24 protein-coding genes are annotated in these 24,489 nt (G+C 71.5%); 14 read left to right on the top strand and 10 right to left on the bottom strand.

The window, feature by feature from the left end; genetic code table 11:
- Positions 1–149 precede the first annotated feature (149 nt).
- Positions 150–902 (bottom strand): DUF4097 family beta strand repeat-containing protein, encoded by a 753-nt coding sequence (locus OG329_RS26775; protein ID WP_405798737.1) that lies wholly within the window; start codon positions 900–902, stop codon positions 150–152.
- 156 nt (positions 903–1,058) lie between these two features.
- Between OG329_RS26775 and OG329_RS26770 the strand changes: the two genes are divergently transcribed.
- Complete coding sequence (locus tag OG329_RS26770) at positions 1,059–1,793, top strand: helix-turn-helix domain-containing protein (RefSeq protein WP_405802033.1); 735 nt, start codon at positions 1,059–1,061, stop codon at positions 1,791–1,793.
- 21 nt (positions 1,794–1,814) lie between these two features.
- The gene (locus OG329_RS26765; RefSeq protein ID WP_405798736.1) at positions 1,815–2,762 is read left to right on the top strand and encodes a tetratricopeptide repeat protein; all 948 of its coding nucleotides are present in this window, start codon (positions 1,815–1,817) and stop codon (positions 2,760–2,762) included.
- A 16-nt stretch (positions 2,763–2,778) separates the two neighbouring features.
- Here the strand turns inward: OG329_RS26765 and OG329_RS26760 are convergent, their stop codons facing one another.
- A complete protein-coding gene (locus OG329_RS26760) occupies positions 2,779–3,696 on the bottom strand; it encodes an NAD(P)-dependent oxidoreductase (protein ID WP_405798734.1) in 918 nt (305 codons plus the stop codon).
- A 257-nt stretch (positions 3,697–3,953) separates the two neighbouring features.
- Between OG329_RS26760 and OG329_RS26755 the strand changes: the two genes are divergently transcribed.
- The 4 genes from OG329_RS26755 (at position 3,954) to OG329_RS26740 (ending at position 7,334) form a co-directional block, all read left to right on the top strand.
- A complete protein-coding gene (locus OG329_RS26755) occupies positions 3,954–4,472 on the top strand; it encodes a hypothetical protein (RefSeq protein ID WP_405798732.1) in 519 nt (172 codons plus the stop codon).
- Between the two features lie 110 nt (positions 4,473–4,582).
- Entirely contained in the window at positions 4,583–5,431 is an 849-nt protein-coding gene (locus OG329_RS26750; protein ID WP_405798731.1) for a DUF4097 family beta strand repeat-containing protein, read from the top strand.
- Positions 5,432–5,544: 113 nt separating this feature from the next.
- Positions 5,545–6,546, top strand: a complete 1,002-nt coding sequence (locus OG329_RS26745) for an ATP-binding cassette domain-containing protein (RefSeq protein ID WP_405798730.1) — start codon at positions 5,545–5,547, stop codon at positions 6,544–6,546.
- Positions 6,543–7,334 (top strand): ABC transporter permease, encoded by a 792-nt coding sequence (locus tag OG329_RS26740; protein WP_405798728.1) that lies wholly within the window; start codon positions 6,543–6,545, stop codon positions 7,332–7,334. The genes OG329_RS26745 and OG329_RS26740 overlap by 4 nt, the downstream gene beginning before the upstream one ends.
- A gap of 83 nt (positions 7,335–7,417) precedes the next feature.
- Here the strand turns inward: OG329_RS26740 and OG329_RS26735 are convergent, their stop codons facing one another.
- Positions 7,418–8,275, bottom strand: coding sequence for an ABC transporter permease (locus OG329_RS26735; protein ID WP_405798726.1), 858 nt, complete (start codon positions 8,273–8,275; stop codon positions 7,418–7,420).
- Positions 8,272–9,174, bottom strand: coding sequence for an ABC transporter ATP-binding protein (locus OG329_RS26730; RefSeq protein WP_405798724.1), 903 nt, complete (start codon positions 9,172–9,174; stop codon positions 8,272–8,274). Before OG329_RS26730 ends, OG329_RS26735 begins: the two co-directional genes overlap by 4 nt.
- A 132-nt stretch (positions 9,175–9,306) precedes the next feature.
- Between OG329_RS26730 and OG329_RS26725 the strand changes: the two genes are divergently transcribed.
- From OG329_RS26725 to OG329_RS26690, 8 genes are all read left to right on the top strand, one after another.
- Positions 9,307–10,143: a helix-turn-helix domain-containing protein gene (locus tag OG329_RS26725; protein ID WP_405798723.1), complete on the top strand. Its 837-nt coding sequence runs from the start codon at positions 9,307–9,309 to the stop codon at positions 10,141–10,143.
- A gap of 229 nt (positions 10,144–10,372) precedes the next feature.
- Positions 10,373–11,518, top strand: a complete 1,146-nt coding sequence (locus OG329_RS26720; protein WP_405802032.1) for a DegT/DnrJ/EryC1/StrS family aminotransferase — start codon at positions 10,373–10,375, stop codon at positions 11,516–11,518.
- An 85-nt stretch (positions 11,519–11,603) separates the two neighbouring features.
- Entirely contained in the window at positions 11,604–13,685 is a 2,082-nt protein-coding gene (locus OG329_RS26715) for a lipopolysaccharide biosynthesis protein (RefSeq protein WP_405802030.1), read from the top strand.
- Positions 13,686–13,772: 87 nt separating this feature from the next.
- Positions 13,773–13,961, top strand: a complete 189-nt coding sequence (locus OG329_RS26710) for a hypothetical protein (RefSeq protein WP_405798721.1) — start codon at positions 13,773–13,775, stop codon at positions 13,959–13,961.
- A gap of 10 nt (positions 13,962–13,971) precedes the next feature.
- Positions 13,972–14,697: a hypothetical protein gene (locus tag OG329_RS26705; RefSeq protein ID WP_405798720.1), complete on the top strand. Its 726-nt coding sequence runs from the start codon at positions 13,972–13,974 to the stop codon at positions 14,695–14,697.
- Entirely contained in the window at positions 14,694–15,656 is a 963-nt protein-coding gene (locus tag OG329_RS26700; protein WP_405798718.1) for a DUF6895 family protein, read from the top strand. Before OG329_RS26705 ends, OG329_RS26700 begins: the two co-directional genes overlap by 4 nt.
- Positions 15,653–16,618: a DUF6895 family protein gene (locus OG329_RS26695; protein ID WP_405798717.1), complete on the top strand. Its 966-nt coding sequence runs from the start codon at positions 15,653–15,655 to the stop codon at positions 16,616–16,618. The genes OG329_RS26700 and OG329_RS26695 overlap by 4 nt, the downstream gene beginning before the upstream one ends.
- Positions 16,615–17,748, top strand: a complete 1,134-nt coding sequence (locus OG329_RS26690; RefSeq protein WP_405798715.1) for a serine hydrolase domain-containing protein — start codon at positions 16,615–16,617, stop codon at positions 17,746–17,748. Before OG329_RS26695 ends, OG329_RS26690 begins: the two co-directional genes overlap by 4 nt.
- 12 nt (positions 17,749–17,760) lie before the next feature.
- On the opposite strand, the gene OG329_RS26685 is transcribed toward OG329_RS26690, so the two are convergent.
- The 6 genes from OG329_RS26685 to OG329_RS26660 form a co-directional block, all read right to left on the bottom strand.
- The gene (locus OG329_RS26685) at positions 17,761–18,846 is read right to left on the bottom strand and encodes a glycoside hydrolase family 26 protein (RefSeq protein WP_405798714.1); all 1,086 of its coding nucleotides are present in this window, start codon (positions 18,844–18,846) and stop codon (positions 17,761–17,763) included.
- Complete coding sequence (locus OG329_RS26680; RefSeq protein WP_405798713.1) at positions 18,846–19,223, bottom strand: hypothetical protein; 378 nt, start codon at positions 19,221–19,223, stop codon at positions 18,846–18,848. Before OG329_RS26680 ends, OG329_RS26685 begins: the two co-directional genes overlap by 1 nt.
- The gene (locus OG329_RS26675; protein ID WP_405798711.1) at positions 19,220–21,124 is read right to left on the bottom strand and encodes a hypothetical protein; all 1,905 of its coding nucleotides are present in this window, start codon (positions 21,122–21,124) and stop codon (positions 19,220–19,222) included. The genes OG329_RS26680 and OG329_RS26675 overlap by 4 nt, the downstream gene beginning before the upstream one ends.
- A gap of 169 nt (positions 21,125–21,293) precedes the next feature.
- Entirely contained in the window at positions 21,294–22,085 is a 792-nt protein-coding gene (locus OG329_RS26670; RefSeq protein ID WP_405798709.1) for a polysaccharide deacetylase family protein, read from the bottom strand.
- A complete protein-coding gene (locus tag OG329_RS26665) occupies positions 22,082–23,371 on the bottom strand; it encodes a glycosyltransferase (RefSeq protein WP_405798705.1) in 1,290 nt (429 codons plus the stop codon). The genes OG329_RS26670 and OG329_RS26665 overlap by 4 nt, the downstream gene beginning before the upstream one ends.
- 27 nt (positions 23,372–23,398) lie before the next feature.
- The gene (locus OG329_RS26660) at positions 23,399–24,484 is read right to left on the bottom strand and encodes a GNAT family N-acetyltransferase (RefSeq protein ID WP_405802029.1); all 1,086 of its coding nucleotides are present in this window, start codon (positions 24,482–24,484) and stop codon (positions 23,399–23,401) included.
- Positions 24,485–24,489: the final 5 nt, after the last annotated feature.

Here is a 24,489-nt window from a genome sequence, read left to right as displayed (position 1 = left end):
GTGGTAGGCGTGGGTGTACGGCTCGGGGATCTCCGGGCTGGTCTCCGGCACCACGGTGTCCGACAGCCCGAGCGGCCGAAGGATCAGCCGCCGCGTCTCCTCGGCGAACGAGCGGCCGGTGACCGTATTCCTACAGGCCGCGGGCGCTCTTACAGGCTGTGGGCGGTGATGTCGCCGTGGGCGGTGGTCGCGTGGATGGTCAGGGCGGCGGTGGCGGTGGCGGCGCCGTCGGTGTTCTTGAGCGCGTTGTGGATCCGGCCGTAGGACGTACCGGCGTCCAGGGAGGCGGAGACTCCTCGGGCGGCGCCGACCGTGATGTCGCCGGACTCGGTGCGCAAGGTGACCGTGCCGCGCGCGGCCTCGGTGATGCGCAGGTCGCCCTTCTGCGTGCTGATCTGCGCGGGGCCGCCCAGGCGGCCGACCGAGATGTCACCGGACTGGAGGGTCAGTCGGGCGCTCTCGGCCTCGTCCAGCTTGACCGTGCCCTGCGCGCCCTCGACGGTGACGTCGCCGAGCCGTCCCACGCCGCGGAACTCGGCGAGGGCCGCCTTCGCCTCTACGTGGGAGCCGGCGGGCAGTTGGACGGTGACCTCGATGGACCCGGAAGCGCCGAGTATCTGGTTCTTCGCCTCCGGGGACTTGATCCGCAGGACGCCGCCCGCGTCGTCGTAGGTGACCTCGGTCTGCTCCGCGGCCGTCACGTCGCGGCTCTTGGCGGCGTTCGCGGGCAGGACCTCGACCGTGGTGTCGGCCCGGTCGGCGGCGATGAACTGGATACGGCCGGCGGGGATGTCGAGGACGGCGGTCACGGGGGCGGTGGTGTCGAACTTCTGCATCGTGCTTTCCTTCGGTTCGTCGTTTCTGATGATGGAAAAGCTACGTTGCCTTTCCTGATTCAGCAATCCATCTGTTGCGTCAGATTGCCATCATTGCAGGTAGAAGCAGTGTATTCGTTGCATTGGTTTTGAGATTTAACGCAACGACCGTGCGCTGATCGTTGCAATGAATCAAGAGTGAACGCTATGCTGGGGACACCACCGACCATGAAGGAGACCGCGATGCCGGGAGGCAGACTCACTCAGCAGGAACGCCGGCAGATCGCGCTGGGGCTGGCCGACAGCCTCCCCTACGCGGAGATCGCCAGACGTCTCGACCGGCCGACCTCGACGGTCACCCGCGAGGTGATGCGCAACGGCGGCCCCGCCGCCTACCGCGCCGACCTGGCCCACCGCGCCACCGAGCACCGCACCCACCGCCGCAGAAAGGCCGCGCCCCGGGACCCCCAAACGCCCCCGCAGGACCACGGACGCGACGCCGAAGCCGTACGCGAGTACGAGGAGACGTTCACCACCGTCTTCATGCAGTCGGGCCTGCCCAAGATGACGGCCCGGGTGCTGGCCAACCTCTACACCACCGACGCCGGCAGCCTCACCGCCTCCGAGCTGGCCGGGCGCCTGCGGATCAGCCCGGCATCCGTCTCCAAAGCGATCACGTTCCTCGAAAGCCAGGGCCTCATCCGCCGGGAGCGCGACGAACGGCGCCGCGAGCGCTACGTCGTCGACGACGACGTCATGTACCAGTCCACGATGGCCGGCGCCCGCGCCACCGCCCACCTCGGCGAGATCGCCCGACAGGGCGTGGGCGTCCTCGGCCCCGACTCTCCGGCCGGCGCCCGGCTGGAGAACATCGCCCGCTTCGTCGACTTCGTCTCCGAGAGCATCGGCCGCGCCGCGGACCAGGCCCGCGAGATCCTCCACACGAATCCCGGACCGACCTCGGACAGCACCAACTGAGCCGGGGACCAACATCCCTCCATGCAAGGGGAGTTGGCAGACATCAGGTCGGCGGCGCTGCGCAAGGCGGGCGGTCTCCTGCGGGAGTACGCGCTGGGCGCGGCGGTGGACGCTCCGGCGGACCTTGCGGATGAGGCGGCCGAGATACGCGAGCTGTACGCGCTCGTGCAGCGGTCCGATCCGCGGAACGTCACGGCCGCTGTCGGGCTCACCGTCCTGGCGCTCGGGACGCTTCAGGCGTACGTGGAGAACGAGCTCGACGAGCTGTTCGAGACGGTGGTCGAGGAACGGTCGCCGTTCGCCGGGCTGGCGGACGACGACGAGGCCGGCCGTGAACTGGCCGACGACGCCGTTCACTTGGCGCGAAGGGCGCTGGAGCTGGACCCGGCGAACAATCTCGCGGCTTTCGGTCTTGGCCAGGCGCTGGAATGGCTCAACGACCATGAGAGCGCTGCCGCCGCCTACCGCGAGGCGCTGCGTCTCGACCCGGCCGACTACGCCGCCGAGGTCCGGGTCGAGACCCTGGAGGACATCGAGCTGTCCCGGCCGTGGCGGGAAGAAGAGGCCACGAGCCACCACACCAGGGGCTTCCATCTGCTTCGGATGACCGAACTCGTCAGCAACAGCGGGACCGAGGTCGGCTGGACCTGGCTGGTGACGGACCCGGCCGAGGTGCGCGGTGCGGCGGAGGACCATCTCCGTAAGAGAGTCCCTGGCGACGACGGCAGCGAGGGTAGAGACGGCAGAGACGGCAGAGACACGTTCCGGTTGGACACCTACCTGCCGGGCCGGCCCGTCGTGATCGCGGATCTGCGTGAGTCACTTCGCCGCACGCCGGACGGGCAGGTGGCAATCGACTGGTCGGCCGTGGCCATGCCCGTCCTGGCCGGGGAACCGCTGCCGGCCGGCCAACCGGTGCGCGAATGCGGCGAGATGTTCTTCTTCGGCGCCAACGAGCACGTCGACTGACGTCGACTGACGTGATCTACGCGCCGGGTCGGCCGGTCGGCGGGCGCTTTCGCAGATAGTCGACGGCCGCGAGGTCGTCGCGGTCGTGCCCGGCGGCCATGGTCGCGTCCAGCCGGTCGCGGACCGCGCGGAGCAGCGGGCTGGGGGCGGTGGCCGTCGCGGCCAGATCGAGGTCCTTGAGGGCGAGTTGGACGGCGAAGCCGGGTGCGTACGACCCCTGGTCCATGGCGTCGATCTTCTGCAACTCGTACGGCATCGCGAGCGGGCCCGCCTGAAGGACCCGGACGAATGTCGCGTGGTCGATACCGAGCGCGTCGCACAGCGCGAGGACGTCGCTCATGGCGACCGTCGACGCGGCCATCCACGCGTTGACCGCGAGCTTGACGGCGCTGCCCTCGGCCTCCGTCCCCACGTGCAGTACGGACGAGCCGAGGTCGTCGAGGACGGGGCGCGCCCGCGTGAGGACGTCCTCCCGACCCGCGACGAGCCAGACGAGTCTGCCCTGCCGGGCGGGGACGGTGCTGCCGGAGACCGGTGCGTCGAGGTAGTCGGCACCGTGAGCGCGGGCCAGCTCGGCGAGGGCGGTGGCGCTTCGCGGGCCCACCGTGCTCGCCTGCACCCAGACGGCGCCGTCGTCCAGTCGGGTGACGGCGTCCGACATGACCGCCGACACCGCGTCGCCGTCGCGGAGCACGGTGAGGACGACGGACGCGCCGGAGACCGCGTCGGCCGCGCTTTCCACCGCCGTGACACCGGTGGCGTGCTCGGCCGCCGTACGGGCCCTGGCCCGCGTACGGTTCCACAGCCGCACCTCATGGCCACTTTCGCCGAGTCGCGTCGCCATCGCGGCACCGAGGGCGCCCGCTCCGAGAACAGCGACCGTGCTGGTGTCCGGCGTGGCGTCGGGCATGGCGTCCGGCATGGCATCCGGCATCGAAGTGCTCCCTTTCTCCGCTTTTTCCTTTCTCCCGCTCATGGCACCACATGACATCGAGTGGCGCCGCTTGGTGCCAAGTGGTGCCATCCGGCGCCATCCCACGCCCCCAGGAGCGCGTGGACGCGCGTGGCGCCACAATGACTCAGCCGGGCACCAGTGCATCTTCGCAGGTCAGAGTGGTCACATTGATCGGCGACTCAGAGATGCCACCTAGCGGGTTGCGCTTGGCGCCATTGTGGTGCCATGATGACGCCATGGACCTCACCCCGTACGTCGACTCCCTCCGCCGCGAACTCGCGGTGGCCGCCGAAGCCGGCGGCGACGAAGCACGCGAGCTGGCCGAAAGGCTCACCGCTCCCCTGGAGTCGGCGACCCGGCTGACCATGCTCAACGTGCTCTCCGCCGCCATGGACGAGATCACCCGCGAACTCGCCCCCGGCTCGGTCGACGTACGACTGCGCGGGCTCGACCCCGACTTCGTCGTGACACTGCCGCCCACCGACGGCGGCGCCCACGCGGAGCCGGCCGCGCCCGTCGAACCGCTCAAGGCGCACGCACCCGTCGACGGCGACGAGGGCGGCACCGCCCGCGTCAACCTGCGACTGCCGGCCCATCTCAAGACCCGCGCCGAGGAGGCCGCGGCCCGCGAGGGCCTGTCGGTCAACGCGTGGCTGGTGCGGGCCGTGTCGGGCGCGGTCGACGGCGGCACCCGGCCGCGTACGACGGAGAAGACCCGCACCGTCGGACAGAGCTTCACGGGCTGGGTGCGCTAGCCGCAGCCCCGCGACCCGCGACCCGTGCCCGTGCCCGTGCCCGTACGACTTCACCCACACCACGTCCCACCAGCGGGGACGAACCCAAGACCCAAGAGGACGGGACAGCCATGCCTACTTACGACACTCCCGAACCGATCTCGGCCACCACCCGTGTGGACGCCGGTTCCATCCAGTTCACCGCTGGCGACCGCGTCGACACCGTGGTCGAGGTACGGCCCCGCGACCCCAAGAGCAACAAGGACGTGCGGGCCGCCGAGCAGACCGAGGTCAGCTTCGCCGGCGGCGAACTGACCATCAGGACAAAGAGCCGCTACCTCGTAGGGCCCAGTGGCGCCGTCGACGTGACGGTCGAACTGCCCACCGGCTCGCGCGTCGAGCTGACCGGCTCCTGGACCCAGGTGATCGGCGAGGGGCGGCTCGGCGAGGTCCATGTGAAGACCACGTCCGGTGACGTACGCCTCGACACGACCGGCCCGCTCCAACTGACCGCGTCGCACGGCATGATCGCCGTGGACCGGGTCGAGGGCATGGCCGAGATCACCACCAGCACCGGCAACATGCGGGTCGGGATTGTCGACGGCCCCGCCGTCCTCAAGAACTCGCACGGCACCACGACCGTCGGCGCCGTGATCGGCGAGCTGCGGGTGAGCGGCGCCAACGGCCCCGTAGACATCGCACGCGCCGAGTCCTCGGTCACCGGCACCACCACCAACGGCGGCCTTCGCGTCGCCGAAGTCGCCCGTGGCACCGTCCAGTTGGAGACCGCCAACGGCCCGATCGAGGTCGGTGTGCGTGAGGGCACCGCCGCCTGGCTGGACGTCAACTCCAACCGCGGGCAGGTACGCAACACGCTCGCCGCCTCCCAGACCCCGGACGAGACCGAGGACACCGTCAAGGTCCGCGCCCGTACCAACTGGGGCAACATCGACATCCGCCGCGCCCCCGCCCGCGCCTGAGAGTCCGGCCTGGCGCCACCTTTCGCTTCACCCCCTTCACCCCCTTCACCCCCTTCGCCCCCTTCGCCCCCTTCGCCTCTTCACCTCACTCCAACCTTCGAACGGGAGGGCCCATGCCTTCATCTGTCATGCCCACGTCCAGGCGCGGAAACGGCCAGCAGCCGCCCACCGCCGTCTCCGCCACCGGCCTGCGCAAGTCCTACGGCGACAAGCTCGTCCTCGACGGGATCGATCTGAGCATCCCGGCCGGGACCGTGTTCGCGCTGCTCGGGCCGAACGGCGCCGGCAAGACCACCGCCGTGAAGATCCTCTCCACCCTCATCACCGCCGACGCCGGCGAGCTGCACGTCGACGGCCACGACCTGGCCGCCGAACCGCAGGCCGTACGCGCCGCGATCGGCGTCACCGGGCAGTTCTCCGCCGTCGACAGCCTGATCACCGGCGAGGAGAACATGCTCCTCATGGCGGACCTGCACCATCTCTCCCGCCGCGAGGGACGCCGGGTCGCCGCCGAACTCCTGGAACGCTTCGACCTGGTGGAGGCCGCGAAGAAGCCCGCCTCGACCTACTCCGGCGGCATGAAACGCCGCCTCGACATCGCCATGACGCTGGTCGGCAACCCGCGCATCATCTTCCTCGACGAACCGACCACCGGCCTCGACCCGCGCAGCCGCCACAACATGTGGGGCATCATCCGCGGCCTGGTCGCCGGCGGCGTCACCGTCCTTCTCACCACCCAGTACCTGGACGAGGCCGACGAACTCGCCGACCGCATCGCCGTGTTGAACGACGGCAAGATCGCCGCCGAGGGCACCGCGGACGAGCTGAAGCGGCTCATCCCCGGCGGGCACATCCGGCTCCGCTTCACCGACCCGTCCGCGTACCGGTCCGCCGCCGACACCCTGACCGAGGCCACCCGCGACGACGAGGCACTGTCGCTGTCCATCCCCAGCGACGGCAGCCAGCGCGAGCTGCGCTCCATCCTCGACTGGCTCGACTCCGCCGGCATCGAGGCCGACGAACTGACCGTCCACACCCCCGACCTCGATGACGTGTTCTTCGCCCTGACCGGCGACGCCAAGGTCCCCAACCAGTCCAAGGAGAACGTCCGATGAGCTCCCTCTCCCTCGCCGTACGCGACTCGAGCACCATGCTGCGGCGGAATCTCCTGCACGCCCGGCGCTATCCGTCCATGACGCTGAATCTGCTGCTCACGCCGGTCATGCTCCTGCTGCTTTTCGTCTACCTCTTCGGCGACGTGATGAGCGCGGGCATCGGCGGCGGCGGCGCGGACCGCTCCGACTACATCGCCTACATCGTCCCGGGCATCCTGCTGATGACCATCGGCGGCACCACGATCGGCACCGCGGTGTCCGTCTCCATGGACATGACCGAGGGCATCATCGCCCGTTTCCGTACGATGGCGATCCACCGCGGCTCGGTGCTTGTCGGGCACGTCGTGGGCAGCGTGCTCCAGTGCGTGCTGAGCGTCGTCCTCGTGGGCGCGGTCGGTGTGGCCATCGGCTTCCGGTCCACCGACGCCACGGTCCTGGAGTGGGTCGCGGCGTTCGGACTGCTCGTGCTGTTCTCCCTGGCGCTCACCTGGATCGCGGTCGGGATGGGCCTGATCAGCCCGAACGCGGAGGCGGCCAGCAACAACGCGATGCCGCTGATCTTCCTGCCGCTCATCTCCAGCGCCTTCGTCCCGGTCGACGCGATGCCGGGCTGGTTCCAGCCGATCGCCGAGTACCAGCCCTTCACCCCGGCCATCGAGACCCTGCGCGGCCTGCTGCTCGGCACCGAGATCGGCCACAACGGCTGGCTGGCGGTCGTCTGGTGCGTCGGCCTCGCGGTGCTCGGCTACTTCTGGTCGACCTCGAAGTTCAACCAGGACCCGAGGTAACGGTCAGGACCTACAGCGCATAAGCAGGGCGGCGTACACCGACACCACGTCGGCGTACGCCGCCCCTTTCGTGCACGGTCCGTTCAGGCCACCCGGCGCAGCGCCTTCTCGCGGCGTTCCGACACCGCCGAGCCCGACTCGCGCCGGGCCATGCGGCGCAGAACGATCGGGGCGAGCACCAGGCCCAGTACCGCCCAGAGCGTGAGCACACCGGCCGTCTCCCACTGGCGCCAGGACTCGGCGATCTCGACGGTGACCGCCGAGTCCGGGAGCAGCGCCGCGCGCATGCCCAGGCCGAGCCAGTAGATCGGGGTCAACTGGCCGATCCACTGCACCCACTCCGGCAGCGCGGTGAGCGGGTAGAAGATGCCGGAGATCGCGATCAGGCCCAACACCGGGAGCTGGATGAGTCCTTGGGCGCGGGCGCCGGCGAAGACCGAGCCCAGGATGGCGCCGATGGGGAGCGTCGCCGCCATGCCGAGGAGCAGCACCCAGGCGACGGTGAGCCAGGATCCGGCGCTGCCGGCCGCGAGGCCGTCGATGATGAGCAGGCCGGGGATCAGCAGGATCGCGAGGTCGGCGACGAGGCTGCCGCCGACCGTGACGACCTTGCCGATCAGGTAGGCGGGCATGCCGTCGGGTGTCGCCTTGGCGCGCAGGAGGGTTCCGTCCTCGCGTTCGGCGGTGAGGATCTGGCTCATGGCGACCATGCCCATCGCGGCGTTCATGCCGAGGATGCTCGGGAGGGCGAGGGTGCCGAGCATGAGCCCGCCGGAGCCGAAGGCCGAGTCCCGCAGGAAGTACATCACCGCCAGCATGAGGGCCGGCCAGAGCAGATGGGACAGCAGTTCACCGGGGTTGGTGAAGGACTGCCGCAGTTCGATCAGGCCGCGGGACCAGCCGGCCCGTAGCGTGTTCGTCCTCGCGCTCACCTCGTTCACCGGGCCGCCGCCTCTTCCTCGCGTACGAGGGTCATGTACGTGTCCTCCAACGAGGCCCGGCGGACCTCCAGTTCGGCTATCGCCGTGCCGTGACGGCCGAACAGATCGCGGACGAAGCCGGTCGAGTCGGTGGTCGTGCGGGTGAAGCGCTCGCCGTCGCATGTCCAGCGCACCTCGTCCTCCCCCGCCACCTGCCGCGCCAGCTCGTCCGCCGATCCGTCGGCGATGATCCGGCCGCCGACCAGGATCACGATGCGGTCGGCGAGCTTTCCGGCCTCGTCCAGGTCGTGGGTGGTGAGCAGGATGGTGGTCCGGTGGTCGGCGGCGAGGCGATGGACGAGGTCGTGGAACTCGTGGCGCGCCGCCGGATCGAAGCCCGCCGTCGGCTCGTCCAGGAAGAGCAGTTCGGGGCGGCCGACGATGCCGATCGCCACGTCCAGCCTGCGCCGCTGGCCGCCGGAGAGTGTCTTGATCTTCTTTCCCGCGTGCGCCGTCAGGCCGACCGCCTCGACCAACTCGTCGGTGTCCCAGGGTCGTTGGACCCGGTCGGTGGAGTAGGGGGTGTAGTACGTGCCGAGGTGGGCGAGCAGTTCGCGTACCCGCCAGTTGCCGTGGTCGCGCCAGGACTGGAGGACGACGCCGAGCCTGGCGCGCCAGCGTTCGTCGCCGTGCGCCGGGTCGGCGCCGAGCACGTCGACGCGGCCGGCCGAGCGCATCCGGAAGCCCTCCAGGATCTCGATGGTCGTGGTCTTGCCCGCCCCGTTCGGCCCCAGCAGGGCCAGGACCTCGCCGTGGTGGGCCTGGAAGCGCACATCGCGCAGGACGTCGTTCGCGCCGTACCGCATCCGCAGGCCCTCGACATCGAGCACGGCTCTCTGACTCGTCGCCACATTCAGCATGGGTGAAAGCTACGTTGCGTTTCATGGGTCGTCAATAAATTTCCCTGCTGTGACAGCGTGCGTTGCAATGAGATGACGGTGAACGCATACTGGACCGAGCATGCACCGACGACCATCAGGAGGGGAGCGCGGATGCCGGGAGGCAGGCTGACGCACGAGGACCGCCGGAACATCGGGGCGGGACTGGCCGAGGGGCTGGGCTACGCCGAGATCGCCAGACGCCTCGGCCGGCCGACCTCGACCATCAGCCGGGAAGTGGCGCGCAACGGCGGTGCGGACGGCTACCGGGTGGACCGCGCGCTGCTCGCCACCGAGCGGCGGGCGCGCCGGAGCGGGCCCACGCCGTACGACGACGAGCGGGACGAGCGGGATGAACTCCGGCGCTTCGAAGGGCAGTTCGTGGCGATGCTGGTCGAGACCGGGCTGCCGAGCATGGCCTCACGCGTCCTCGCCCGGCTGTTCCTCGCCGACTCGGGCGCCCTGACCGCCGCCGACCTGGTGCGGCGGTTGCGGGTCAGCCCCGCGTCGGTCTCCAAGGCCGTCGGCTACCTCGAGAACCTGGAGATGGTCCGGCGCGAGCGCGGTCCCCGGCGGCGCGAGCGGTACGTCGTGGACGACGACGTCTGGGTGCGCGCCTGGACGCGCGACACCCGCTCGACCGCGAATTGGGCGGAAACCGCCCGGCAGGGGGCGGGACTCGTCGGCGAGAGCACACCGGCCGGGGTCCGGCTCGACCGGATGAGCCAGTTCTTCGCGACCCTGCACGACGAGATGGCGCCCGGCCCCGGCGGGGTCGACGACGCGCTGACGGTGCTCGCGGCGGTGGCGCATGTGGGGGTGCCGGTCGACGCGCGTCTCCTGGCCACGGGGCTCGGCTGGGCCGCCGAGCGCGTCACGGAGGCGCTGCGGCACGCCGGGCCGGAACGGCTCACGCCGGAGCAGCGAGCCGCGTTGGCGGGTGACCGGTAGGAGATGACCGGGTCCGGCCGGTGGGCCGGTTCGTCCTCAAACGCCGGACGGGCTACGTGTTCTGTCCTCAAACGCCGGACAGGCTGATTTGGTCCGCCGGACTGGTCGGCGCACGACGCGACCGTATTGACGGGAGCGTCCCCAAAGGCCACATTGATCCGGGGCAGGGGGGAACCGTATGGCTCTTGGGGTGGGCCGCCCGGCGCCGTACGCCGCGCTGGAATCTCTCATGCGGCGGCGGCTCGGCAGAGAGTGCCTGTACATGCCGTCGTGCCGGCTCGGGCTCTACGTCGCGCTGCGCCACTGGTGCCCGCCCGGCGGCCGGGTGTTGATGTCGCCGGTCAACGACGACGTGATCATGTTCGTCGTGCTCGCCGCCGGACTGCGCCCCGTCCAGGCGCCGTTGAACGCGCGGGACGGTTCGATCGACCCGGCCGCCGTCCCGGAGTCCGGCTGGCGCGGGCTGTCCGCCGTACTGACGACCAATCTGTACGGGAATCCCGACCCCGCACCCGAACTGCGCGCCCGTTGCGACGCGTTGGGAATCCCCTTGATCGAGGACGCCGCTCACGCCATCGGCGGCGAGGTGGCGGGCCGGGCCGTCGGGACCTTCGGGGACGCGGCCGTGTTCAGCCTCTCCAAGCATGTGGGCGCCAAGACCGGCGGGTTCCTCGCCATGGCCGATCCGGCGCTCCGTACGGAGTTGGCGGCGGCCCGCGACGCACTGCTCGAACCGTCCGCTCTCACCGCCGAACTCGCCTACGCCCTGCGGCCGTACGCCGAGGCCGGGGTGCGCGGGCTGCGGCTGGTCCGGGCCGCGCGCCGACTGCTGCGGGCGGTCGGCGCCGAGGAACGCCGGGACATCCGGATGGAGTTACGGCCGGGCGAGCTGAAAGAGGCGCTGGCCGCAGGTCCTGGGCTGCGCGGATTCGACTCGTGGGTACGGGTGGACATGCGCCGCTACCGCATCACGCCGGGCCGACTGCGCCTGCGACGTACCGAACGGCTGCTGTCCGGGCTCGATCCGCTGCTCGCCGCCCATCGGGCGGGCACGGAACGGCTGTTGGCGACCCGGTGGGCGGCGCCCGGGGACGGAGTCCAACCGCTGTTCCGGGTGCCGTTGCTGATCGCCGACCGGGACGCCGCCGTCGCCGCGCTCGCCCGGCGCCGGATCGCCACCGGCTATCTGTACGACCCGCCGCTCGACGTGTACGCCGGTGACGTCTTCACCGACGCGTCACCGCACCCCGCGCCCGCCGCCTGGTTCGCCCGCCACGCGCTGCCCGCCGACCCGTTACGGGCCGGTCAAGTCATCGCCGCACTCGACGAGTTGGGGGCGCGGCCCGTATTGCCTCCGGGGCACGACGGTGACTGATACGGCACGCGAGGACATGGCGGTCACCGAACACGACAGCGCCAACGACGCCAACGACGCCGCCCACGCCGACAACAGCGACTCGATGTTCCGCAACGCCTACGCGCTGATGCTCTCCACCGGCGTCTCCGCCGCCCTCGGTCTCGGCTTCTGGCTGGTCGCCGCCCGCTACTACACCGAGGAGGCCGTGGGCCAGGGCTCCGCCGCCATCGCCGCCATGCGGCTGCTGGCGTCCCTCACCGCGACCACCATGATCGGCGCGGTGGTGCGCTATGTGCCACGCGCCGGGCGTGCGACCGGCGCACTCGTGTGGCGGGCGTATGCGCTCAGTTCGGTCGTCGTGTGCGTCGCCTGTCTGGTGTTCCTGCTGACGCTCGACCTGTGGGGCGCCTCGTACGCGCCGCTCGGCGGCGTCACCGCCGGGCTCGTCTTCACCGGCTCGTGCGTCGCCTGGGCGCTGCTCACCCTCCAGGACGGGGTACTGACCGGGCTGCGTAAAGCCTTCTGGGTGCCCGTGGGCAACGCCGTCTTCTCCCTCGGCAAGCTGCTGCTGCTCGTCGCGTTCGCCACCGCGCTGCCGGTCCTCGGCGTCTTCGTGTCCTGGGCGGCGGCCATCGCGCTGTCCGTACTGCCGCTCGGCTGGCTGGTGTTCCGCCGGCTCATCCCCCGCCAGGCCGCCGCCGACCGGGACCGCGAGCCACCACGGCCGGCCGACATCGGGCGGTTCCTGGCCGGTGACTCGGTCGGCGCGCTGTTCAGCCTGGCGATGATCAATCTGCTGCCGGTGATGGTCGCCGTCCGCTTCGACGCGGCGCACAACGCGTTCTTCTACACCGCCTACACCGTCGGCGGGACGATGGAGTTCATGGCCATCAACATGGCCTCGTCCCTGACCGCGCACGCCTCGCACTCCCCCGAGCGACTGGCCGAGGGCGTACGGGGGGCGCTGCGCCGGATGACGGCGCTGCTGGTGCCCGTGGTGCTGGTGCTGGTGGTCTTCGCCCCGCAGGTCCTCGCGCCCTTCGGCGCCGACTACGCCGAGCACGGCTCGACGGTGCTGCGCCTGCTGGCCGCCGCCGCGCTGCCGCGCGTCGTCGTGGAGCTGTACATCGGCGTGCTGCGCGTCCAGGGGCGTACGGGGATGCTCGCCGCGCTCCAGGGCGCCATGTGCGTGTCCGTCCTGGGCAGCGCGGTGCTGCTGCTCGGGCCGGCCGGGATCTCGGGCGCCGGGCTGGCGATGCTGCTGTCCATGACGCTGGTCGCGCTGGTGGCGGCGCCGGGGCTGCGATCGGCGCTGAGCGGGCGGTGGCGGAGCCGTGCTCCGGCGCAGGGGTACGGGACGACATGGGCGCGCGCGGCGGCCGAGCGCAGGCGGCGTACGGGCGGGGGGACGGCCGACGCGGCGGAGGAGGCCGAGTACCGGGCGGCCTGGGCGCGGGGGACCTCGTATCTGCACGCGGTGCATGACACGGCGACTCCGGCGTTCGGGATCCCCGTCCACGTAGCGAGGCCCACGCCCCGGCCCCGTACGGCACCGGTCGTGACAGCCACCGCCCGGCGCCGCCGGACGGGGCGTGCGTCGGCCGCCGTGCTGTGGCTGCTCCTGGCTCTGTCCGTCGCCCTGTTCTGGATCCCGCTGCGGGACGCGGACGACATCGCCGCCGACCGGGTGTCGGGCTCCCAACTCCTCGCCGCGCTACCGCCGTTGACCGTGGGCGCCGGTGTCCTGCTGATCGCCGTCCAGTGCGCGGCCCTCACGCTCGTACGGTCGCGTCCGCTCCTGCTGACGGCCTCGCTGCCGGCCCTGTTCGGTGCGCTGCACGGCGCGCCGCCGCTTCTCGGCGTCCGGCCCGAGGCGGCGTCCGGCCCCTGGCACCGGCCGGCCGCCGACGTACTCGCCCAACTCACCCATCGGGAAATGGCGCTGGAGATCCTGCCCGTCCTCCTGCAACTCCTCTGCCTGGGGCTGGCCGCCCTCGCGCTCCGGGCGGCGGGCGCGGACGGGCGGGCGGTCGCGGCGGTGGTCTGGGTGCTCGCGATGGCGGGCTGGAGCGCCCAGAGCACCTTCGCGGCCCTCGCCGTCCCGGTGTCCCTGGGGCTGCTGGCGGTAGCGATCGGCACCATACTGGTACGTATCGCCGCCAAAAGGGCCCGGTACCGAGGCTGAGCGTGCCTCAGCGTTTGCGGGTGTCCGTTATGTGCGCTTTATTAGGTATGTACGTGAAACCCACTTCCTCCTGAGGGGATGAATGGCATGTCCACTGAGACCAACGCCCGAGACATCACGAAGGACTTGGACGTCGACATCGACGCGGTCCTGAGCCCGAGCGAGGCCGAAGGAACATACCGAGACAGCCGAGAGTGCGCCGCACTGCTGCTCATCGGTGGTGCCGGGGGGCTGCTGCTCTCGCCGCCCACTCCGCGCCCGACGAAGAAGGGCTGACGGAAGAAGCATGGAGCAATCAGGTACCTCTCCACGCCTCGCGGGTGTGGTACATGACCTGGCTTCAGAGGTGGTCTCCGCCCTACGGGGCGGAGGCCATTCCTCTGTGGTCGGCGGCACCGTCGGCACCCTCGCGGACGACCAGCTCGGTCTGGCGGCGGTGCGCGTACTGGGCGCCGACGTCCTGCTGCCGAGCGTACTGACCCGCCGCCCGCCGCTCCCGGACGACCTGGCGGCCTTCCAGCGCGCCGTCGTCACCTTCGCACCCAAGGCCACGTCCTCCGCGACGACGGTCTGGAGCCACTGGGCGATGACCCAGACGCTGCACCGGCTGGACGCCTCCGGATCGAACGGACCGAACGGACCGAACGGAGCCACCGGGGCGGCGCACACCGGGCCCGACGCGTCGTGGCTGGACGCCCTGGACTGGCCGCAGCTCACCCATCAACTGTCGCTGCTGGCGTCGCTCGCCGTACCCGGCGCCGATTCGGGGATCGCTCAGGCCGCCGCCCGCAGGCCCGTGGACGTGGCGCGGGGCTTCGTACGCGCCGTACGCCGCCGTGACTGGCTCCAGGCGGCCGGTGCCGGACGCTGGCTGAGCGTCATCGACGGTGTCCCCGACACGCTCGGTCTGGACACCGGACTCGAGTTCGTCGAGCAGATGGCCGGGACCGACGCGCGCGTCGGGCTCCATGTGCACGCCGCACGCCACATCCGCGCCGGGGGCCGCGCATGAGTACGCCCCTGACCGCCGAGGTGCCGGCGACATCGCGGGCGGCCGAGGTCTCCCGGACCGCCCTGACATGGGTGTGCGACCACCGTGACTCCTTCAGCCTGCCGGACGACGTGCTGGACCCCCGCTCCGACGCCAACCTCACGCTGAAGCCGCTCGGCGAGCTGGCCCAGCTCAGCCACTCGATCCTGACGCACAGCGCACCCGGCTCCGACCGGCACCGGCGCGCCTCGGAGCTGCTGGACTTCGCGTGGGAGCAGACCCGGCGGGGCGGTCTCTTCCTCGACCTGCTGCGCGACGAGCCCTTCACCACGTATCCGCTGGAGATCTACGCCGCCTTCGCCTCCGCCGGAATGCGGCACCCCGGCTTCGAGGAGCTGACGGCCACGGTGCGCCGTACGCGTGGCTGGGAACGCATCGAGCAGGAGCCGAGCCGGCGCCTGGGCATGCTCAACTCCGAGCGGCGCGTGGGGTTCACACCGTACGGAGAGACCTCGGCCGCCTTCGCGCGCACCTGGCTGGGCGGACTGCCGGAACCATGGACGTTCGAGCGCACGGCGGGCTACGGACTGACACATGTCGTCTTCCACCTCACCGACTGGGGCAACGCGCCGCACTGGATGCCCGCCGAACTGGGCGACTATCTGGCGATGTGGCTGCCCGCGTGGCTGGACACCTGTCTGGAGGCCGAGCAGTGGGATCTGAGCTGTGAGCTGATCGCCGTGGCGGGAAGCCTTCCCGACGCCTCGTTCGGGGGCGACCTGCCCCGCAGCATCGAGAGCGCCTGGGCGCGGATCGCCGACATGCAGGACGCGGCCGGTGGCATCCCCGAGACCGGCGCGGGGCGCGCGGGCGAGCCGCCCAGGGACTTCTGGCACTGCTACCACTCCACGCTGATGATCGCGTTCGCCGGCACCCTGACCGACGGTCGACTGGCGGCCCTAGAGGGAGGCACCCGATGACTGGCCCGGAGAGCCGGGAAAGCGGCGACAGCGCGAGCGCCGGTCATATGAAGCTCGTCCACCATGTCGGCGCACAGGCGATGGAGTGGCTGCACACCCACCGCGCCGGCTTCCGGCTCGAACTCGACGCCGACCCCGAAGTGGGCTTCCTGGACCGCTTCAAGCCCATCGGCGAAGCCGCCATGATCTGCAAGATCCTGTTCCGGGAAGGCGTGGCGGGTTCTCGCCAGGCGTCCCTCGCCCGTGGGCTGATGGACCATCTGTGGCGCGAAGCCCTCGACGGCGGGCGGATGCTGGAGCGCGGCCAGCGGCAGGAGCCGCTCTCGCCCATCCCCTTCGAGGTCTATCTGCCGTTCAAGGAGATGGGTTACGAGGCACCCGAGACCGAGCGCGCCGCCCGCCTCAACCACCGGCTCGGCAGTTGGGCCGCCCTGGAGGTGCTGCCCGTGCGGCGACTGGGCCTGTCCACGTTCGAGGAGCGCTTCGGGCTGGCGCCGAGTATGCCGATCGAGGAAGCGGCCCGGCGCACCTGGCTCGCCCGCACACCCGAGCCGTGGACCGTGGAGGGCCATATCGGGTACGACATCACCCACACGGTCTTCCATTTCACCGGCTGGGGCCAGAATCCGGCCGGGCTGCCGCCGTACATCGCCGACTACCTCGCCATGTGGCTGCCGGTCTGGCTGGACGACTGGCTCGACCTCAAGCGCTGGGACCTGCTCGGCGAACTGCTCGTCGTGGACGCCTGTCTGCCCGAACCGACCCTGGACGAGCGGGCGTGGCGCGGTTTCGCCGCCGCGCAGCAGCCCGACGGGGCGATGCCGGCGGTGCACGAGATGCCGCAGGGGAGCGCGGACGACGTGTTCGACGTCGTCTACCACTCGACGCTGGCCGCCGCGTTCGCCTCCGTACTGGCCACGTCGCGCGCCATGGCGCGGCTGACGGCGCCCGTCGCGTCATGAGCGCAGGCGCCGACCGGAACAGTGACCGGCGGGGCGACCCAGGTCTCGGCGCCGATCTCTCGGACCTCGCCGGTCTCACCGATCTCGCGAGCAGCGGCCGGGCCACCCTCACCGAAGTCGCCCGCGCGGCGCTCGCCGGTACGCCGCACGACCGGCTCGACGCGGCGGTCCGCGCGGTCGACGCGCCGGACGTGGTCTTCGCCGTCTCCGTGCACGGGCAGCGCACGGTCCGTGCCTCGCCCGGCGGCGCGGAAGGGCTGCGTTACGAGATCGGCTCGGCGTCCAAGCCGTACGCGGGTCTGCTGCTGGCCCGGCTCGCGGAGGCCGGTCATCTCGCGTACGAGGACTCGGCGGCGGGCTGCCTCGGCCCCCGGCCGCCGCGTCCGGTCGAGCCGATCACGCTGCGCCATCTGATCACCCACACGTCCGGACTGCCCGCGCTGCCGCGCGACTTCTACCGGCAGGCGCTGCCGCGCTGGAGGACCAACCCGTTCGAGGGATATCCCGCGCACCGCGTGGTCGACGCGTTCCTGCACGCCCGCCCGCGCCACCGGCCCGGCACCCGCTGGCACTACTCGAACTTCGCCGTCTCGGTGCTCGGTCACGCCCTGTCCGCCGCGACCCGGACGGGCTGGGACGCGCTGCTGGCGGAGCAGGTACTGGCGCCGCTGGGGCTGTCGGGTACGTCGACGCGGGCGGGTGGCGGCGCCGCCGACGCCGTCGGTCACGCCAGGGACGGTGTGAGCGAGGTGCCGCCGCTGCGCATCGGCGGCTTCGCCGCGGCGGGCGCGGTCCGGGCCACCCCGCACGACCTGCTCACCTTCCTGGAGGCCCACCTCCGGCCGGAGCGCACACCGTCACTGGCCGACGCGCTGCACGCGGTGCGCCGACCCGTACTGCGCCGCGGTTTCGGCAAGGCGCACACCCACACCCTGACGTGGTTCCAGCACCTCACGGACGACGGTCCGGCGTACTTCCACTGCGGGGCGACGAGTGGACAGCAGGCGTTTCTCGGGTTCTGCCCGGCGACGGGGACGGCGGTGGCGGCGGTGGCCTCGCGGCGGTTCCGGCGCGCGGACGCGTTCGTGCCCACGGCGTACGGGGTGCTGTTCGACCCGTCCGGCGGCTGAGGACTCCACGGTCTAAGGCAGCGGCTGGTCGAAGTAGCCGTCCGCACCCGCCTCTCGGTAACCCTCAAGCCCCGGGCCCTCGTTGACCGTCAGATCGCAGTCGTCGCCCGGGACCGGTCTGTTCCACTGAACCAGCGCCCGCACCCCCGGCATGGTCCGCACCGTGTCCGGGATCCGCGCGTACCAGTCACGCTGTCTGTCACGGTCCGCCGGATCGGGCACCGTGCCGAACTCCGCCAGCATCAGCGGCTTCTCGGCCGAGATGTTCGCCCGCAGCCAGTCGTAGGTGGGGCGCTGGCTGCGGTCGAAGTCCTTCCAGTCCGTGGTGTCGTGGCACAGGAAGTAGTTGTACTGGTCCATGCCGATCCAGTCGACGTAGTCGTCCCCCGGATACAGCGCCTTCATCTCTTGCGCGCTGCCCAGATAGCCGGAGACCGTCCACACCCACACCACGTTGTCCACGCCCAACTCCTCGAAGCGGTCGTAGAGATGGCGGTACGCGGCGATGTACTCCTCCGGGGTGCCCGCGCCCTCCTTGATGCGGGCGTCGACCTCCTGGTCGAAGGAGAGAAAGATCCGCTTGCCCCGCTGCTCGCCGTACTCCTTGATGCGGCGCGCCTGGGGATCGATGATCTCCTCGTCGTACGTCCCCGAAGCGATGTCCGCCCAGCCCAGTTGGTCCTCGGTCCAGTTCTCGTGGTGCGGTTCGCGCCAGACGGTGGACTCCCACGCCAGCATCAGCATCCGGTCCTCGCCCAACTCCCGCTCGTCGGGGGTCAGAAGCTGTCCGTCGAGTTCGGTGTCCGACATGTCGTGGTAGTTGTAGACGAGGTCGAGCCTGCGGCCGATCTTCTTCTCGAAGGCGTACACCGCGCGGGTGAGCGACCCCTCGGCCGGACCGTCCTCGGCGTACGGGACATACGCGCCCCACCACGCGCCGCACGGCGGCTCCAGCAGGTCCGTCGCGGCGCAGCCGTCGTCCTGCGAACCACTCGACTCGGTCGCCCAGATGCCGATCCCGGCGACGAGCAGCGCGACGGCGGCCAGGACGACGGCGGTATACGCCCGCCGCTCGACCCGGCCGAGCCGGGCCGCCATCAGCCGCCCCTGCCGACCGCGCCCCGCGTCGCGGCGGGCAGCGGCAGCCCCGGCAGGGCGGCGGCGACGGTCGTGACGGCCGCGAGCGTCACCAGAAAGGCCGTCGCCGAGAAGCCGCGCACCAGAAAGAGCGTGGTGGCGACGGTGACCGCGAGGGAGAGGCTGAGCGGCGCGGCGAGGGCGACCGCCTCGATCCGCGCGGCCGGGCGCAGCGTGCCGCGCTGCGGGAGCAGGAGCGCGAAGCCGGGTCCGAAGCAGACGAACAGCAGGACCGGGGCCCAGCGCAGTGGAGAACCACCGGGCAGCGCGGTCACGGCCACCGCGCCCCAGCCGGCCAGGACCGGCGGTAGTCGGAGCCGTAAATGATCAAAAGTCATGGGCTGTCGCCTTCTGCCGGCGGCCGGTACTGAAGGACGATGCCGTACGGGTGCTCCTCCACGGTCCGGAACAGCGGTGAGGCGGCGAGCCGCGCGCGCAGTGTGCCGAAGCCGCCGGGCGGCAGGAGCCCTTCGCCGGCCGCGTAGATGTCCTGCGTGCGGGTGAGGATGACGTAGGCGCGGGTGCCGGGCGGGATGCCGTCGGACAGATAGCGGGCGGGGTCGGCCAACATCCGCTCGTTCTCGGGGAGTTCCTGCTCGGCGAAGAACCAGTGCTCGACGTGGTCGTAGCGGTGCAGTGCCTGCGGGAAGGAGCCGGTGGTGGCGAGGATGAGGGCGCCTTCGGGCGCCCGGTCGATGGCGCGGGTGACGAGCGCGGTCTCGGCGGGCGGGGTGTAGTACATCTTCTCCTTGCCGTAGTACGAGGGCAGGAAGCCGGCCAGCAGGACGAGCAGGGCGACGGGCAGCGCGCCGTGGAGGGTGAGCGCGGCGGCGCGTCTTCGGGTCTTACGGCGCGCGCGGCCCGCCGCCGGTACGAGCGTGGCCGCCGCGAAGAACGCGGCGCCCGGCAGCCCGAACAGATAGACCCGGAACAGCATTTCGCCGCCGTAGTCGTTCACGACGAACAGCGGGACCGGCGCGGCCGACACGAGCAGCAACGGCAGCGCGGAGCGGACCAGCCTGCGCCGCAGGAGCAGCGCCGCGCCCGCGAGCGCGGCGACGGCGAGGACCATCAACACGTTGGCGCGACCTGCCAGTTCGGGGCCGGGGCCGGTAAGTTCACCGGCGTATCCGGCGCGGGAGTTCTGGGTCAGTCGGCCGAGCGAGTCGCGCAGGGTGCCCAGCGTCTCGACGAACAGCGGCCGTCCCATCGTCAGATCCCAGGCCAGCATGATCAGCGCGGCGACGGCGAGCAGTCCGTAGTTGCGGTAGCGGCGGGTGAGGGTCAGGGCGAACAGTGAGACGCACAGCATCACCGGCGTGAGCTGGTGCGAGGCGTTGACGGCGAGGATCAGCGGGACGAGCACGGCCACCCCGACGGCGCGCTGCCGCAGGCCGGTGGGGGGAGGCACGGCGGCGGACGCCGGGTCCAGGAACGACCGGTCGCGCAGCCTGCCCGCCGACCCCGGCCGCACGAAGTGCCGTAGCACGACCGCGATCACGGACAGATGCAGCAGATACGCGAAGCCCTGCGGCGACAGGTAGTCCTGCCCCACCCAGTTGGCGAGCTGGAAGATCCACACCGCCGTCCACACGAGCCGCCAGTCCTCGGTGAAGGTGCGGTAGAGCAGCACGAGCACCGGCATCATCAGCAGACCGAGCACGATCGGCGCCCAGTTGAGGAACACGGCGGCGCTGTCCACACCGAAGGCGCGCACCAGTGCGCCGGTGAGGGTGAAGAAGCCGGGCCACTGGTCGTAGGCGGACATGTTGCCCGACAGGGCGCCGTTCGGGCGCAGTTCGCCGTTGAGGAGGAGTTGGTTCACGACCGCGTCGTGCTTGGACGCCCAGGGATAGCGCACGGAGTCGTAGAGCACGGCGGGCGGCGCCTTGAGCGCGACGAGGAGCGCGACGCAGTACGTGGCGGGCCACCACGGAGCGGTTCCGGCGCGGCGCAGAGCGGCCAGGAATCCGCCGGTGAGGAGGAGAAGCGCGGCGTAGAAGGGGGTGGGGAAGCGGTCGAGGAGCCCGTAGTCGCCCATGGAACGGAAGCCGACGCGCGGCAGGGAGTACGTCCAGAGGGCGGCCCCGGCGAGCAACGGCAGCCAGGTGAACAGCAGTTGGGGGCGCAGAAGGCTTGAGGGACGCGGGAACGGGAGGCGGGGTACGCGTGCGGGAGGCGGCGGGTGGGTCGGCGCCGGGGCCTCGGCATGCGCGGGCGCGGGCGTGGGTGCGGGCACGGGCGCAGGTGCGGGCGGGCGTGGCTGCACGGTGCGACTCCCCCCACCCCTGTGGTGTCCCCTTCAGCGAATTATAGGAACTCTCTGCGCTTTTGCGTGGCTCTCGTCCGTCTCTCGTGCATCTGTCGTCCGTCTGTCGTCCGTCTCTCGTGTATCTCGCACATCTCTGTCAGCCCGCGAACCGTGGCCCCTTCGCCACCGCGCGGGCCCTGCGGTACAGCCGCCAGCCCACCGTCGCCGCCGAGTCGGGGAACGGCGCCGCCCTGGCCCCCTCCCCCGCCAGCCACGCCGCCACGTCCGCGACCGTGTGACCACGGCGCACGATGAGGCGGGCGATGCGGTACGGCTCGTCCGTCGCGGAGCTGAGCGCATGGCGTACGGCGACGGCCGAGGCATATCCGGCCCGGCGCGCGGCGGCGCGTACGGCACGGCTGTTGTAGCCGTGCGGGTAGGCGAGATGCGTGACCTCGTGGCCGAGTACGTCTTCGAGCACCGCCTTCGACTCCCCCAGCTCGCGGTCGAGTTCGGACGCGCGCAGGGTGTCCAACTGCGGATGCGTGACCGTGTGCGCGCCGACCTCCAGACCGTGCCACTCCAGGGCCGGCGCCTGCGCGAGCGTCATCATCGGCGCGGGCGGCAGCAGACTGCCGTGGCCGGGGGCGAGGGCACCGGTGGTGAGATAGGCGGTGGCGGGCAGACCGCGTTCGGCGAGCGCTTCGGCGGTCGGTCCGGGCAGATCGGCGAAACCGTCGTCGAAGGTGAGGACGACGGGGCGCGGTGGCAGCGGGGCGCCGCCCGTCAGCCGGTCGGCGAGCGCGCCGAGGGGGACGGGGGTACGGCCGCTGGCCACGACCGCGTCCAGGTGCGCGGTGAACTGCCTTGTGGTGACGGTGAATTCGGCGATCCACCTCGGCGGATCGTCCATCACCGCGTGGTAGAGCAGCACGGGGATACGGGTCATCGCCGGCACCGGCGCGCTTTCGCGTAGCCCAGCGGGCCGTACAGCATGCCCCTGCGCTCCAGTCGGGAGAGCGTGCGCGGCCAGGGGTGGTGGCTGTCGGTGCCGTGTGCGCCCGGCACTCCCGTCTCGCCCGGCCGGTGGGCGGTGATCGCGCGGGCGTGGGCGAGGCCGCGCGGGAGCTTCGCGAGCAGCGCGGGCAGCAGGGCGGGGTGGCGGCAGAGGACGGCGGTGAGATACGCGGTGAGGCCGGCGCCGTAGCCGTACGCCTGGTTCCGCAGGTCCTGCCAGGTCTCGCGGTGGTGGTGCCAGACGAGCGCGTCCGGTGTGTAGCGCAGCCGGTGACCGGCGGTCAGGATCCGGACGAACGCGTAGAGGTCGTCGCCGCCCCTGGCGGGTGTGCCGGTGCCGGTGGCCGGGTCGAAGCCGCCGACGGCGCGCAGCGCGGACGCGCGGAACGCCATGTTGGCGCCGGAGCCGAAGTTGCCCGCCGTGAAGGGGAAGAGAGGTTCGTCGGCGGGCGGCGCGGCCGGATCGTAGAGGCGTGGGGTGAAGCCTTTCGTGAAGCCTCCGTGGCTTTCGAGCAGGACCTGGGCGGGGGTGGTCAGCCGGGCGGGGAGGATCAGGCCCGTGACGCAGCCGGTGCGGGGATCGGCGGCGAACGGCGCGGTGAGCGCGGAGAGCCAGCGCGGGTCGGCGACGACGTCGTCGTCCGTGAAGGCGACGACGGGGCTGTCGGTGGCGGCGACGCCCCGGTTGTGCGCGACGGCCAGTCCGGGCACCGGCTCGAGGACGTACGTGAGGCGGCCCGCGTAGTCCCGGTCGACCAGTTCGCGCGTGGCGGACGTGACGGGCGCGTTGTCGACCACGACGACGCGGAAGTCCGGATGGTCCTGCGCGAGGAGCGAGTCGAGCGCCCGGCCGAGCCGGTCCGCGCGCTCGCGGGTGGCGACGACGACTGTCGTACGGGGTGGGACGGCACCGTTCAACAGGGTTGCGTGGACGGGGGGTTGGGCGTAGGGCCCGTCGTACCGGGCGCGGAATGCCGTGGTGAGTACGTCGGCCGGGTCGGCGCCGGCCGGGACCGTGGTGAGGAGGGTGGCGACGGGGCGGCCCCGGAGCCGTACGAGAGCGTAGACGGCGCCCGCGCGGACGGGCGGGCCGCCGGGGGCGGGGGTCAGCGACAGCACCACGCCGTCCTCGCGGTCCAGATCGAGATCGGCGACAGAGACGTCGCGCAGCAGGGATCGCGAGGTCGGCCGTGCGGACGTACTGGCAGTGCGCGGCATGATGCCTCCGCTCGTATGGTGCCGGGGTCACCGGTCCCGGAGCCGGCCCACCTGGTTCAGGGCGCGTTGCGCGTATCCGGCGAGCTTCGGCCGGTTCCGTACGAAGCTGTGCGCGCGGCGCGACGGCTCGCGGCCGAGCCGGTACAGGGCCGCCCGGGGCCCTGGCCGTACGGAGGCCCCCTCGTACACCCGCAGGTTCCCGGTCTTGAGCGCGTCCTTGTACTCGGCGGCCCCGCGCCCCAGGTCGAGCAGGACGATCCCGGCGCCGGCCGCCGCCTCCGCCATCCGCAGATGGAGGATCAGGCCGGGCGAGTACTTGGCGAAGCCGGTGTCGTACGCGGGGAACCAGCAGGACAGGACGGTGCGCGAGCGGAGCCCGAAGTGCGCGGCGACCGGGCGGTCCGCGACGTACAGGACGGAGAGGACACCCGAGCAGCCGGGGGCGTGGTCGGGGGTGCGGCCGGGGGTGCGGCCGGCGGCCAACTCCCGCACCAGCGTGCTGATCCACTCCTTCGCGAACCGGTCGCGGCGGCCGGTTCTGCGGTACTGCGCCGACTTCCACTCCATGAGCGTGCGCAACGCCGCCGGATCGCGCTCGTCGAAGACGAACCGGACCTCGCCGACCTGCCGGGCAAGTCTGCGTTCCTTGGCGGTGGTCGTACGGAAGAACTTGGGCGATCCGGCGCGCAGGGCCGTCTCGTACGCCTCGTAACCCTGCCCGATGTCGATGACCGGCGAGTCGAACTCCTGCGTGGCGTACGGGGTGAACAGTGTCTGTCCCGCTTCGAGGTTGTCGAACTCCCAGCTCGCGAGCGAGCAGGCGCGCAGCAACTCACCTGCTGTGAGGGTGTGTTCGGGGTTGAGCACCGGGCCTTGACTGTCCGACACCCCGAATCCGATGGCGCGCCCCTGCCCCAACGGACCTCTCTCGTACGGAAAGAAGCCGACGGTCCCGCCCCGTCCCTCGACAACCGCGACCCGGGCGCCCGGCCGGACGCGGCCCACGGCACGGGTGAACTCGGGCTCCATGAAGGGATTGGCGGGCGCTCCGGACAACGCCCGTAACTCCCGCCAGCGTTCGACATGGCCCGCGTCCAACTCCCCCGGCCGCATCACAC

The sequence above is a fragment of the Streptomyces sp. NBC_01506 genome, assembly GCF_045040295.1.
Classification (GTDB): Bacteria; Actinomycetota; Actinomycetes; order Streptomycetales; family Streptomycetaceae; genus Streptomyces.
The sequence above is the reverse complement of the archived record's forward strand: the minus strand, read 5'-3'. Positions and strand labels throughout refer to the sequence as shown.

What these genes read in the sequence shown, in the direction of transcription:
- OG329_RS26770 (WP_405802033.1), top strand. Translation starts at nt 1,059, where the DNA reads ATGCCGGGAGGCAGACTCACTCAGCAGGAACGCCGGCAGATCGCGCTG.
- OG329_RS26665 (WP_405798705.1), bottom strand. Translation starts at nt 23,371, where the DNA reads ATGCCGCGCACTGCCAGTACGTCCGCACGGCCGACCTCGCGATCCCTG.
- OG329_RS26765 (WP_405798736.1), top strand. Translation starts at nt 1,815, where the DNA reads ATGCAAGGGGAGTTGGCAGACATCAGGTCGGCGGCGCTGCGCAAGGCG.
- OG329_RS26720 (WP_405802032.1), top strand. Translation starts at nt 10,373, where the DNA reads ATGCGGCGGCGGCTCGGCAGAGAGTGCCTGTACATGCCGTCGTGCCGG.
- OG329_RS26695 (WP_405798717.1), top strand. Translation starts at nt 15,653, where the DNA reads ATGACTGGCCCGGAGAGCCGGGAAAGCGGCGACAGCGCGAGCGCCGGT.
- OG329_RS26740 (WP_405798728.1), top strand. Translation starts at nt 6,543, where the DNA reads ATGAGCTCCCTCTCCCTCGCCGTACGCGACTCGAGCACCATGCTGCGG.
- OG329_RS26700 (WP_405798718.1), top strand. Translation starts at nt 14,694, where the DNA reads ATGAGTACGCCCCTGACCGCCGAGGTGCCGGCGACATCGCGGGCGGCC.
- OG329_RS26760 (WP_405798734.1), bottom strand. Translation starts at nt 3,696, where the DNA reads ATGCCGGATGCCATGCCGGACGCCATGCCCGACGCCACGCCGGACACC.
- OG329_RS26690 (WP_405798715.1), top strand. Translation starts at nt 16,615, where the DNA reads ATGAGCGCAGGCGCCGACCGGAACAGTGACCGGCGGGGCGACCCAGGT.
- OG329_RS26730 (WP_405798724.1), bottom strand. Translation starts at nt 9,174, where the DNA reads ATGCTGAATGTGGCGACGAGTCAGAGAGCCGTGCTCGATGTCGAGGGC.
- OG329_RS26725 (WP_405798723.1), top strand. Translation starts at nt 9,307, where the DNA reads ATGCCGGGAGGCAGGCTGACGCACGAGGACCGCCGGAACATCGGGGCG.
- OG329_RS26660 (WP_405802029.1), bottom strand. Translation starts at nt 24,484, where the DNA reads ATGCGGCCGGGGGAGTTGGACGCGGGCCATGTCGAACGCTGGCGGGAG.
- OG329_RS26705 (WP_405798720.1), top strand. Translation starts at nt 13,972, where the DNA reads ATGGAGCAATCAGGTACCTCTCCACGCCTCGCGGGTGTGGTACATGAC.
- OG329_RS26745 (WP_405798730.1), top strand. Translation starts at nt 5,545, where the DNA reads ATGCCTTCATCTGTCATGCCCACGTCCAGGCGCGGAAACGGCCAGCAG.
- OG329_RS26680 (WP_405798713.1), bottom strand. Translation starts at nt 19,223, where the DNA reads ATGACTTTTGATCATTTACGGCTCCGACTACCGCCGGTCCTGGCCGGC.
- OG329_RS26755 (WP_405798732.1), top strand. Translation starts at nt 3,954, where the DNA reads ATGGACCTCACCCCGTACGTCGACTCCCTCCGCCGCGAACTCGCGGTG.
- OG329_RS26715 (WP_405802030.1), top strand. Translation starts at nt 11,604, where the DNA reads ATGTTCCGCAACGCCTACGCGCTGATGCTCTCCACCGGCGTCTCCGCC.
- OG329_RS26750 (WP_405798731.1), top strand. Translation starts at nt 4,583, where the DNA reads ATGCCTACTTACGACACTCCCGAACCGATCTCGGCCACCACCCGTGTG.
- OG329_RS26710 (WP_405798721.1), top strand. Translation starts at nt 13,773, where the DNA reads ATGTCCACTGAGACCAACGCCCGAGACATCACGAAGGACTTGGACGTC.
- OG329_RS26670 (WP_405798709.1), bottom strand. Translation starts at nt 22,085, where the DNA reads ATGACCCGTATCCCCGTGCTGCTCTACCACGCGGTGATGGACGATCCG.
- OG329_RS26685 (WP_405798714.1), bottom strand. Translation starts at nt 18,846, where the DNA reads ATGGCGGCCCGGCTCGGCCGGGTCGAGCGGCGGGCGTATACCGCCGTC.